Source organism: Mesorhizobium sp. M0207 (assembly GCF_040321995.1).
Taxonomy (GTDB): domain Bacteria; phylum Pseudomonadota; class Alphaproteobacteria; order Rhizobiales; family Rhizobiaceae; genus Mesorhizobium.
In genome coordinates, this window is record NZ_JAMYSQ010000005.1 from 99,443 (window position 1) to 110,636 (window position 11,194).

Genomic DNA, 11,194 nt, shown 5'->3' on the forward strand with positions numbered 1-11,194 from the left:
ATGGGCGGCATGGGGGTCATCGACCATTTCCTCGAAGTCTTCACGCGCTACATCGACAGCGGCTTCGGCCTGCTCGGCGGCGAGGTCGGCTTCATCGCCACGACCCTGATCGTCATCGACGTGACGTTGGCTGCGCTCTTCTGGTCCTGGGGGGCGGACGACGACATCATGGCGCGCCTCGTCAAGAAGACGCTGTTCGTCGGCGTCTTCGCCTATCTCATCTCCAACTGGAACAATCTCGCCCGCATCGTCTTCGAAAGCTTCGCCGGGCTTGGCCTGAAAGCTTCGGGTACGGGTTTTACCGTCAACGATCTCATGCGCCCGGGCAAGGTGGCGCAGACCGGGCTCGATGCCGGCCGGCCGTTGCTGGACTCGATCTCGAACCTGATGGGCTATTGGTCCTTCTTCGAGAACTTCATCCAGATCGCCTGCATGTTCTTCGCCTGGGCGCTGGTGCTGCTGGCCTTCTTCATCCTGGCAATCCAGCTCTTCGTCACGCTGATCGAGTTCAAGCTCACGACGCTCGCCGGGTTCGTGCTCATACCCTTCGGTCTGTTCGGCAAATCCGCGTTCATGGCCGAGCGGGTGCTCGGCAACGTCATCTCGTCCGGAATCAAGGTGCTGGTCCTCGCCGTCATCATCGGCATTGGCTCGACCCTCTTTTCCGAGTTCACCTCGGGGTTCAGCGGCAACACGCCGTCGATCGACGACGCCATGGCGATCGTTCTGGCCGCGCTGTCGCTGCTCGGCCTTGGCATCTTCGGACCTGGCATTGCCAATGGTCTCGTCTCCGGCGGCCCGCAGCTCGGCGCGGGTGCGGCGGTCGGCACCGGGCTCGCCGCCGGCGGCATGGCAGCAGTGGGTGCGGCGGCCGCCGGCGCAGTCGTGTCCGGAGGCGCGGCTGTCAGGGGCGGTGCTGCAGCGGCGGCCCGTGGCGGTGCCGCCATGGCGGGCAGGGCATCCACAGCCTACGGCCTCGGCGCGGCCGGAGAGTCTGGCTTTTCTGGCGTCGCATCCGGGCTCGGCGGAGTCATGAACGCTGGCGCCCAGGGTGTCATCTCACCGCTCAAGCGCGCGGCCAATAATGTGACAGGCAGTGTGAAGAACAGCTACCAGTCCGGCGCTCGCGCCGCCTTCGAGACGACGGGCGGATCATCCACCGCCGGTACAATCGGCGCGTACGCTGGCGAAGCCGGCTCCGCTCCCGTCGCGTCCTCCGCCACCGAAAGTCAGCCCGCCTGGGCGAAGCGCATGAAGCGCTCGCAACAGATGTCCCATGGCGTCCAGGCCGCCGCCCACGCCGTTCGCAGTGGCGACAGCCATGGCGGCGGCTCCTCGATCAACCTTTCTGAAAGCGACTGAGCATGTTCAAACGACCGTCCACGCACTACGGCAAGTCCCCACAACCCGAGACGCCCTACCAGCGCGCTGCCCAGGTCTGGGACGAGCGCATCGGTTCGGCTCGCGTGCAGGCGCGCAACTGGCGCACCATGGCCTTCGGTTGCTTGGCGCTCGCCGCGGGGTTCTCGGCCGCGCTCATCTGGCAATCCGCCAAAGGCTCGATCGTGCCTTGGGTGGTGCAGGTCGATCGTCTCGGCCAGGCGCAGGCTGTGGGACCTGCGGTCGGCGACTATCAGCCGAACGATCCGCAGATCGCCTTCTACCTGGCGCACTTCATCGAACAGGTGAGATCGATCCCCGCCGATCCGGTCATCGTGCGGCAGAACTGGCTGCGCGCCTATGACTTCGCGACGCAGGGCGGGGCGCTGGCTCTCAACGACTATGCGCGCGCCAATGACCCGTTCACCAAGGTCGGCAAGCAGCAGGTCGCCGTCGACGTGTCGTCGGTCATCCGCGCATCGCCGGTGAGCTTCCGCATCGCCTGGGTCGAACGCCGCTATCAGGACGGCTCACTCGCTTCCACGGAGCGCTGGTCCGCCATTCTCACCATTGTCGTGCAGCCCCCGCGCGACGCCGATGCGCTGCGGAAGAACCCGCTTGGCATCTACATCAACGCCATCAACTGGTCGAAGGAGCTTGGACAATGACGCCCGCACTCTGCAAAGTCGCCCCCTGGGGGCGTCCAGCTTTCCTCATCCACGCAATGCCGGCCTTCCGCAAAATGGCCTTTCCAGCACTCCTGCTTTGCACGACGGTGCTTGGCGGCTGTGCTACCAAGCAGAAGCCGCCGGAGATTTCCTATGACGATCCGGTCCCGGCCGTGCAGGCCGTCGATCCGCCCCCGCCCGTCAAGGTGGTCGAGCTGTCAAAGCCGCTGCCACTTCCAGGACAGTTGAAGCCGGTGGGCAAGGACGCAAGGCTTGAGCCGGAACCGACCGATCCGACCGCGCGCGTTAACCTGGCGAATGCGGCCGCGCGCGTCCAGCCTGTGCGCAACGGTTTCATCAACTCGATGCAGGTCTATCCCTTCGTCGATGGCGCGCTCTATCAGGTCTATGCCTCGCCGGGGCAGATCACCGACATCGCGCTCCAGCCCGGCGAGCAGCTCGTCGGCTCCGGTCCCGTCGCCGCCGGCGACACCGTGCGCTGGATCATCGGCGATACCGAGAGCGGTACGGGTGGGTCCAAGCAGGTCCACATCCTCGTCAAGCCGACGCGCGCCGACCTGACAACCAATCTCGTCATCAATACCGATCGGCGTACCTATCACATGGAACTGCGCTCGACGCCGTCGACCTATATGGCATCGGTTTCCTGGCAATACGCGCAGGACCAACTCATCGCCTTGCGTCGCCAGAACCAGCAGGCTGAAGCGGCACAGCCGGTCTCGACAGGCATCGATCTTTCTCGCGTCAATTTCCGCTACGAGGTGACTGGCGATCGCGCACCATGGCGGCCGTTGCGCGCATTCGACGATGGCAAGCAGGCGTTCATCGAGTTCCCGCGAGGCATCGGCCAGGGCGAGATGCCGCCACTCTTCGTGGTCGGGCCGGAAGGCGACACGTCCGAACTGGTCAACTATCGCGTGCGCGGCAACTACATGATCGTCGATCGGTTATTTGCCGCCGCCGAGTTGCGCTTCGGCGCCGGCAAGAAGCAGCAGCGCGTCCGCATCTCCCGCTCCGATGGGGTGAGGAGCAGTCGATTTTCATGGATGCATGGCCCTGGTGAGACCCCGCCAGCGACGTACCTCCGAACAGACAGGGGAGGGTCGTCATCATGAGCGACAAAATGGATCCCGGGAAGGAAGGCCGGGGGCAGGCGGATGACGCCCGGCCGGAGGCGTCGGTCGAGGATGACGCCCTGCCGTTGACAGGCGAGCCGGCCGCGGCCATGCGGCTGCGCGCCGAGCCGCCGCGGGTGACCCGTCTGTCCCGCAAGGCGCTGGCCGGGTTAGGGCTCGCCGCAAGCCTCACTGTCGGCGGTGCGTTGATTTATGCGCTGCAGAACCGTCAACAAGGCCAGGGTCAGGAGCTGTATTCAACCGATAATCGTTCGACGCCCGATGGGCTCGCCGGCCTGCCCAAGGACTATGCAGGCGTCCCAAAGCTTGGCCCACCGCTTCCCGGCGATCTTGGCCGCCCGATCCTCGCCGCGCAGAATGGCGGCCCCGCGCCATCGACAGGTCCCGTTGGACCGGACGAGGAGGAGCAGCGCCGGGAGCAGGAACTGGAAGCGGCGAGGACCGCGCGTCTGTTCGCGTCCACGCAAACGCGGCCTGCGGGTGAGGCGACTGTCGCTCAGCCGATGACAGGCGCCCCACCACAGACCGACCTCTCCAACCTTGGTCTTGCGCCGCAGCCAGCGACGCCCTCGGCGCAGGACCGCCAGCGCGCATTCCTCAATCAGCCGCCGGACCAGGGAACAGTCTCACCTGATCGCGTCACGGCGCCGGTGTCAAAAAACGTCCTGCAGGCGGGCGCGGTCATCGCAGCCGCCCTCATCACCGGCATTCGCTCCGACCTGCCGGGCCAGATTACCGCGCAGGTGACGGAGAATGTCTATGACAGCCCCACCGGCCACATCCTTCTCGTTCCGCAGGGGACGCGCCTCATCGGCCAGTATGACAATGGTGTCGGCTTCGGCCAGCGTCGCGTGTTGCTGGTCTGGACCAGACTGATTTTTCCAGACGGCCGCTCCATCGTTCTGGAACGTGAGCCTGGCGCGGACGCCGAGGGCTATGCTGGTGTCGAGGACGGCGTCGACTATCACTGGGGCGAGTTGTTCAAGGCTGCAGCACTTTCCACGGTTCTGAGCATCGGGGCGCAAGCAGGCTCATCGGGCCAAGAGAGCGACATCATGCGCGCTCTTCGCCAGGGCGCCTCGGACAGCATCAGCCAGACCGGCCAGCAGATCGTCCAGCGGCAGCTCAACATAGCGCCGACGCTCACCATCCGACCGGGATTCCCGGTGCGCGTCATCGTCACGCGCGATCTCGTGCTTGAACCTTACGGAGGCTGAAATGGCCAAGCTGAAACTGGGGCCAATTGCCGACGACAAACCCGTCAAGGTCATGGTGGAACTCCCCGCGGCACTGCACCGTGACCTGACCGCCTATGCGGAGATACTCGGCCGCGACGCTGGGCAACGGCCCGCCGATGCGCCGCGCCTCATCGTTGCTATCTTGGAGCGCTTCATTGCGACGGATCGAGGCTTTGCCAAGGCAAAGCGTTCGGAGAGCGGCTAAGGGCTGGACGACTGAGTCGAACCGCGTCAGTCGCGCCTCCCAGTCATGGCGCGATTTCAGAAATCGCGCCGCGTCGTTCCGTACTTCCTGCATTGACAGGGGTAGGCCCGGGTCGCGTTACTGTCACCATGTTTCTTGTGGTCCCGACCAGCCGCAGGAGTGCACGCTTTGGATTCGATTCCAGCCACACTGCCCTGATCGAACTGGTGCTGCTCTGGCCACTGATCGGTTTCCAAACCGTGGTGTCGATAACGACGGTCTTGGCAAAACCTTCGCCGGCCAGAGTAACGCCTTCACCGAGTTGCACCTTGAGGATGACGGTCGCTTCGCTCGCGCGACATATTTGAATAGCGGGGCCACCAGCCGAGGCAATCTTTCCCAGCAAAACCGGATCCAGCGGCGATCCGACCGCAACCAGCAGGCACGTATCTGCAAGATCAGCCCATGTGACCGCAGGCCTTTCAGCAAGTCGATGGTAACAGGGCAGGAGAACGAACAAGCGCTCGTGCCCAAATATTTCGCTACGGCATAAGGCGCCGTTCTCAAGCCCGTGCGTGAAGACGATGTCAAGGCGCCGGCGACGTATTGCCGCCAGACAATGTTCATGGGGAACGTCCTCGATGGCGATGCTCACGTCCGGATGTAAGCTGCGAAATCGATCGACAAGGCGCGCCACGAACGCCCGGCCTATCTGGCCGCACAACCCTATCTTGACTGTTTTGGCATCATGGTCGCCGCGAACACCTCCGGCAAGGGCATCGTGCAAGCCTTCATAGTGAGCCCGGACGAGGTCAGTCCAGGCCCGGCCTGCTTCAGTCAGTCGAACGCCATGGACGTCGCGATCAAACAACTGCATGTCCAGCAATTGCTCGAGAGCAACGATGTTGCGGCTGACACAGGATTCCCTCACTCTGAGAACTCTTGCGGCCTGCCTGAGGCTACCATGGTCGACAGCTGCGAAGACATGGTCCAAACGGCGCAACGTGTTGTTGACCTGCCTCAAGGCACAGGTGCCTATTCCTGCGCCGCGGCGACGCCAACGGGCAGGGTCGGATACAAGCTGGTTTCGTAGACGTACTCGTGCGGAATGGCCGGAGTGGTCATCTGGGAAAGGTAGCGGTTGAGGTTTTCCGCGCTATTGCTCGCAGCGAGGCTACAGAAATTTCCACTGTTCCAGGTCAGGGAGCAGTAGCTGAAATGCGCGCGTATTGCGTCGGCCATCTCTGCCAAAGTCACCTCATTGCCGAACATCGTATCCAGGACGAGGGTTTGCTTCTTCTCGATTTCGTCTGGGGGAAAATAGCGCGCCTTGAAGCCAAAATCCTTCTGGTATTCGCGACGCCTGTAGTCCGGCTCCTCGGTTGCCCGGAACTTCTCGACGAAGACGAAGATTCCGTCCTGCTTGAGGTGCTGGGTCACGAATTCGATCTGGCTTGCTCTGTTGGGCGAGTACATCTGAAAGGTCGTATCTTCGAGAATAATGTCGAACCCGTGGGCAAAATTTGCCAGTCGCGGATCTGAACGCAGGACTTCCTTCGTCAAATGATGAAAGGGGCCGACGAAGAAGTCAGCGTGCGGAGGTTTGCCATAAGCCATGAAGCATTTGTAATTCTCCGCGTTCGGGCTGCACGACAGGGAGCGTACCTGTCCCTCGGACAGTTCCGACAGTGTTCTCGCCATCGTGCCTTCCGCTGTTCCAAGGCTGTATAGCGCAAGCGGAGCGCCACGCTGCCCTGCGTATTTCAGCACCGCGTAGGCCATCCGGCACTCCTCTTCCAATCTGTAGGGAATGCTGCCGTGATAGTGCTGGTCGAAAAAGCCTTGGCGGGTCGCATGCAGCGCAACCAGATTGCGCAGCAGTTCATCGCTCGGCAGAAGGCGGGCGTCGGCGACGGGCTTGCGGATTGGCATCCCGCTCTTGCCGGCGGCGGTCGCGGCGAAAAAGCCGGCTAGTCCGTTGATCCGTGGGCCATGGTCGCACTCAGCCAGAAAGTCGTCGAATCCACGCATCGCAGTATGCCTCCAGCACCGTTCCATTGGTGAGATGCCGATACGTCGATGGGGGAAATTCCACTAAGATAAGTGGGGTCTAATATTTCACCGGGCTCAAGTATTGGCTGAGCCAACTGGTAGGCCTGCCGGATACAGGCGGCTTTCACTCGTTTGCCATTTTTTCGCTAAAGTCACATCTTCTACCAATCCAGAGTTATTTGCGTGTTGTTCAGCAACCCTTGGTTCGCCACATCATGCGACGACTGGCCATTCGCAGTAAGGAGGCTGTCGATACGTGAATACTCTTGCCCTCGACCCCACCGAGAATCGCCGTTCACGGCACCAGTCCCTTGCGCACAAGTATGAGAGTTGGGGGAGCGTGCGGGCGGACGTAGTCAAAAGAACCGGGCTTGAGCGCCAGGAGACAAGACTCCTCCAGCCAAACCATGTGTTCTTGATGAACCTGAAGGGCACGGCGTCCCGCGGAGAAGACATTGTGGATGGGCGCCGGATTGCCTTTTTGCCGCGCCGGGCCGGTTCGATCATCTTCATGCCCGCCGGCAGTGATTGGAATGGGTGGGACGAGGGGGACGCGACCGCTTCCTACCTCCTGGTCTCGATTGAAAAAGGGCTCGCCGACGAGGTGTTTGCGGGAATGGCTCGCCATCGCCCGGCAGTGCTGCCGCCTTCGATCGGATTTCGGGACGGCACTGCAGAGTTGGCGTTGCAGAGGATTGCCTTGGAGCTCAAGCAGCCTGACCCCATCAGCGCAACGATGGTGGAGTGCCAGGCCACGCAATTGCTCGGGCAAATGTTAAGGTTGAACGGCTTCCATCAGGAGCCGGCAAAAGGCGGTTTGTCATCGTTCGATCTCAAGCGGGCGGTGGACATGATCGAGACGTTGTCGGACGGCAGACCTACGCTCGCCGATTTGGCAAAGGAGGTTGGGGTTAGCCGGTTCCATTTCTGGAGGGCCTTCAAGCAGTCGACAGGCATGACGCCGCACGCATTCATTGCGCAGCGACGGTTGGAGCAGTCCGCGGACATGCTGCGATCGACCAATCTGTCGGCGACGGAAATCGCGATGGAATGTGGTTTCGGCAGCTCCAGCCATTTCGCGACCGCCTTTAAGCGGGCCTTCGGTGCGGGCCCGACGGAATTTCGTCGTAAGTGGCGAATCTAGGTCGCCGCTTGTCGTTCTCAGCAAGTATCGGAAAACCCCAACATCACAGTAAAGCAGGCTTGGCGGAAGTAGGTATCCATCGACGGTCAGCCCGGATACGCCGCTCATGTCAAACCTGGTTCAAATTCATCATGGCAAAGGACGGGCCGACCGGTCCAATCCTCTCGGATTCTTGGCCAGCACGCTATCAGCGGCGGTTGCCCGAAACGGCTACTACATCGCCTCCGCCTGGATTCTCGTTGAGCGAGGATACGGAACTGCCGGCGTGGCGACGTTCCTTGCGATCGTCAGCGTTGTCGAATTCATCGCGAGCCCTTTGGCCGGCGTAGCGGCGGATCGATTTGACAGGCGATGCTTGAACGTTGCGGCAGACCTCAGCCGCTTCCTCGTTATGCTGGCTACCGCTTGCGCGCTCCTCTACATGGACGTGTTTCTGATCATCTGCCTGTCAGCGGCCCTCTTTTCGTTTTGCGATCGTGTCGCGCTCACGAGCTCTCAATCATTGATCCCCGTGATAGCTGAGGGCGGCAGCCTTGTAGCCACGAATTCCGCCGTCTTCTTCGTCATGCAATTAGGCAATCTCGGCGCAGCTTTGCTTGCAGGGCCTTTGCTACAACAGGGCTCCCCAGCCCTGCCATTCACCGTTCTTGCCGCATTCTTCCTATTTTCAGCGGGCTGCCTAGCCTTGATGCGGCTGGAACCGGCTTCGCGCGATGTCCGCATCGCCAAGATCTCTGCAGCACTAATCGATCTGAGCTTACGTCGTCTCATCGTCGTCTACGCGCTTCTCTATACAAGCGCGGTGCTTGTCAGCGTCATGGGATCGAGCTTCGTATTTCAGGAACAAAAAGGTACTGCCGTGGATTTCGGCTACCTTGAGGCTGCATGGTCCGCGGGCTCACTGATCGGCGCGGTCTCTCTATTCCGGATTGAAAGAGCGATGAGTACCCACGCGCGGCATCTCATGCTTTTGGGCTTAACGGCGTTGGTCCTCATGGCGCTGACATCTCTGCCCACGCCCTGGACAGTGATCCTTTTTGCCGCGCTCGGATTTTCATACAATCTTGGACGCGTCAGCGTTGAATGCACATTGCAGTCGCTTATATCGATCTATCTGTTGGGCCGGGCAAAAGGCATCATGCATAGTGTGGCCGTGGCGCTCGGACTACTCGTCTTCGGCATCGCCGCCGCCGTAGGAGATCGAGCATTTCCTTCGACGATTTTCTTCAGCTTTGGCGTGGCGCTCCTCGTCAGTATTTTGTGTTTGAGCGTTGGTGTAATTCAGACACAAGAAAAAGGCGAAACGTGAGGTGGAAGAGCTAACAGCAGGCGTAGATGCGAAACAGGCAGTCCTGGGGTCGCTGACGGCACTCTACCCCTGGATGAGCCCATACCATTCCCGGCCGATCCGCGATTATGCGTTTCGCCTGTTTACGGCGCCGGCTTCGGTTCCCATGCCAGGAATCCGCGTTCGCGCGTTCACCAAACTGCTCGACATCATCGGAAAGGCAGCGACACGAAACGGGTTGTCGAGCGATGTCGCCTCGAAGATCTGCAAGGATTTCGCAAGGCGCCGCGTGTTGCAGACAGGCCCCCATTTGTTTCTCCTCATGGAGCCAGAAGCCTATTACACGCATATCTTCAGCCTCCTTGGTCTCTCGGCGCATGGCTGTTCGACCTACGTTTCCTACGCCGTTTCGACGGTCAATCTCGTCGAAAAGCCACGCAAGGGACCAGGCTGGATCGCCGTTGACGGCAAGCCGGTCAACGTCTTTGGCCTGAGCCGAAGCCGGATGATCGGATACAGCCTGCTGGCCGGGCGGGGGCCCTATAGGTTCGAGTTGTTGCCGACGGAACCAAACACTGGGGGCGACGCGCTCACGCTGCTTCGTAGCCTTCTTCCGAAGACGCAATTCGAGCGGCCCGCGCATGCCATCAAGGCAGCCAATCTTACGCTTTGGCCAAAAATGTTCGGAAGCCGTTTTGCCTTCCTGCAGATCGACGACGAGGATATTGCCGACTTGGTGGCGGACCATCTATCGGACGAAAATTCCTGGCTACGCATGAGACTGCTAGAAGACCCGAAGTTCGCTTCCAATATCCTTGCCGGCCTGGACGGGCTCGCGTCCGGCCCCTGGAGTGGCTGGCTCGCGCGCGGTACTGATTTCTTCTGGTTCTATGAAAATGGCAAACGCCGTCCGCTGCGTCTGATCGCCGGCGAACTCATCGATCCCGCGACCGGTATGAAGGTGGCGTGCTTCACAGCCACCGATATCCTTGAGCGGCTGGCAAGCCGCAGCCTTGTCCCAAATCTCCTGCTGATGTTTCTGGTTTTGTCGATCCTGCCCGGCGTGCGCGCGCTAGGAGGCAGCTATCAGCCGATCTACTACCCCCTGATGCGCTATGTCGTCTGCCAGGCGCTCGCGGCTGCGGGCGTGGATGAAGATCTTCGGCAGGCTCTCGCAACCGACGACGTGCCGGGTGCTTGGGGACATCGGGTAATTGAGTGTGATGATGATCCGCTCGAGCTGTTCCTAAATGGCGGGAACGGCGGGATGAGTGATCTTCTTGACCGCTTGGGCAACATTTCCTTCGCCGAGGCATGTGGAAGCATGAAAGGCTTCGTGACAGACCCGTCGTGGCAAGAACTCCACAGCCGGCTGCGGAACGGGCTGATCACGCCGGCTAATGAAGAATGGGCCTTTTCCTGAAATGTTTATGCGCTTCCAGCAACTGGCATGTGTACGCCGGGTTGCGGACGGCTGCTTCGCGCCTGGTGTTAGACGTTCTGTCAGACTGCGCGGGATCTCAGAGGCGGTCGTTCGTCCAGGCAAAAGCAGACAGGGTGGACTCCGAATGCTGTGTGCGCTTCAACGCCGAAGCAACTGCGTACTAAAGAGCGAAGCGTCGCCACGGCTGTTGGTAGTGTCCTAATCTGAAATCGCTATTTCCTTAGAACCCAGGGACGCGGCGTGATCGTAGGTCACAGGTTGGCGATTTGCCGGCACGCTCTGCGAATAGACCTGAGCCTGATTGTATGGTCTGTAGCGAGCCTATCACCTCTGCAAGGAAGCGAGCGTATCGAACTGAAATCGGGAGGAACGGCATATGTCGGACCAGACGCCAACATACGTAGAGCGCGAAGTTGGGAATGATCTGTCTAATGACGAGGTTTTTGCTTGGGTCGATCAGGCGCTTGAGCAGAACAAAAACATGACCGCGATTGGAATAAATGTAAGCAACTCACTGCATCAACGCGGTCTTGCTGGCGAATATCGCCGCGTTAAAATCGCGATGGACCCGAGCCTGTACCCGCGCGATGTCGTGCGCATTCAGTTCGGACCCAAGAAGTCAAATTAGGATACTATCTG

At 60.8% G+C, this 11,194-nt stretch carries 11 protein-coding genes; 9 read left to right on the forward strand and 2 right to left on the reverse strand.

Going from position 1 to position 11,194, the window contains the following annotated elements; genetic code table 11:
• The 5 genes from trbL to NKJ15_RS10405 are packed head-to-tail and all read left to right on the forward strand — an operon-like array spanning window position 1 to window position 4,648.
• On the forward strand, window positions 1-1,362 hold the full coding sequence (gene trbL, locus NKJ15_RS10385; protein WP_352815104.1) for a P-type conjugative transfer protein TrbL: 1,362 nt from the start codon (window positions 1-3) through the stop codon (window positions 1,360-1,362).
• Window positions 1,363-1,364: 2 nt separating this feature from the next.
• On the forward strand, window positions 1,365-2,048 hold the full coding sequence (gene trbF / locus NKJ15_RS10390) for a conjugal transfer protein TrbF (RefSeq protein ID WP_352815106.1): 684 nt from the start codon (window positions 1,365-1,367) through the stop codon (window positions 2,046-2,048).
• A complete protein-coding gene (gene trbG / locus NKJ15_RS10395) occupies window positions 2,045-3,184 on the forward strand; it encodes a P-type conjugative transfer protein TrbG (RefSeq protein WP_352815108.1) in 1,140 nt (379 codons plus the stop codon). Before trbF ends, trbG begins: the two co-directional genes overlap by 4 nt.
• A complete protein-coding gene (locus tag NKJ15_RS10400) occupies window positions 3,181-4,422 on the forward strand; it encodes a TraB/TrbI/VirB10 family type IV secretion system protein (RefSeq protein WP_352815110.1) in 1,242 nt (413 codons plus the stop codon). The genes trbG and NKJ15_RS10400 overlap by 4 nt, the downstream gene beginning before the upstream one ends.
• A gap of 1 nt (window position 4,423) precedes the next feature.
• A complete protein-coding gene (locus NKJ15_RS10405; RefSeq protein ID WP_352815112.1) occupies window positions 4,424-4,648 on the forward strand; it encodes a DUF2274 domain-containing protein in 225 nt (74 codons plus the stop codon).
• 43 nt (window positions 4,649-4,691) lie between these two features.
• On the opposite strand, the gene NKJ15_RS10410 is transcribed toward NKJ15_RS10405, so the two are convergent.
• Together NKJ15_RS10410 and NKJ15_RS10415 are read right to left on the reverse strand one after the other, a co-directional pair.
• The gene (locus NKJ15_RS10410; protein ID WP_352815113.1) at window positions 4,692-5,651 is read right to left on the reverse strand and encodes a LysR family transcriptional regulator; all 960 of its coding nucleotides are present in this window, start codon (window positions 5,649-5,651) and stop codon (window positions 4,692-4,694) included.
• Window positions 5,652-5,662: 11 nt separating this feature from the next.
• Window positions 5,663-6,658, reverse strand: coding sequence for a class I SAM-dependent methyltransferase (locus tag NKJ15_RS10415; RefSeq protein ID WP_352815115.1), 996 nt, complete (start codon window positions 6,656-6,658; stop codon window positions 5,663-5,665).
• Between the two features lie 439 nt (window positions 6,659-7,097).
• Between NKJ15_RS10415 and NKJ15_RS10420 the strand changes: the two genes are divergently transcribed.
• From NKJ15_RS10420 to NKJ15_RS10435, 4 genes are all read left to right on the forward strand, one after another.
• Window positions 7,098-7,823 carry a helix-turn-helix transcriptional regulator gene (locus NKJ15_RS10420; RefSeq protein ID WP_352815117.1) on the forward strand — a complete coding sequence of 242 codons (726 nt, stop codon included), beginning with the start codon at window positions 7,098-7,100 and terminating at the stop codon, window positions 7,821-7,823.
• A 106-nt stretch (window positions 7,824-7,929) separates the two neighbouring features.
• A complete protein-coding gene (locus NKJ15_RS10425; RefSeq protein WP_352815119.1) occupies window positions 7,930-9,132 on the forward strand; it encodes an MFS transporter in 1,203 nt (400 codons plus the stop codon).
• A gap of 1 nt (window position 9,133) precedes the next feature.
• A complete protein-coding gene (locus NKJ15_RS10430) occupies window positions 9,134-10,534 on the forward strand; it encodes a hypothetical protein (RefSeq protein WP_352815121.1) in 1,401 nt (466 codons plus the stop codon).
• Window positions 10,535-10,931: 397 nt separating this feature from the next.
• Window positions 10,932-11,183 carry a hypothetical protein gene (locus NKJ15_RS10435; RefSeq protein WP_352815123.1) on the forward strand — a complete coding sequence of 84 codons (252 nt, stop codon included), beginning with the start codon at window positions 10,932-10,934 and terminating at the stop codon, window positions 11,181-11,183.
• The last annotated feature ends 11 nt before the right edge of the window (window positions 11,184-11,194 follow it).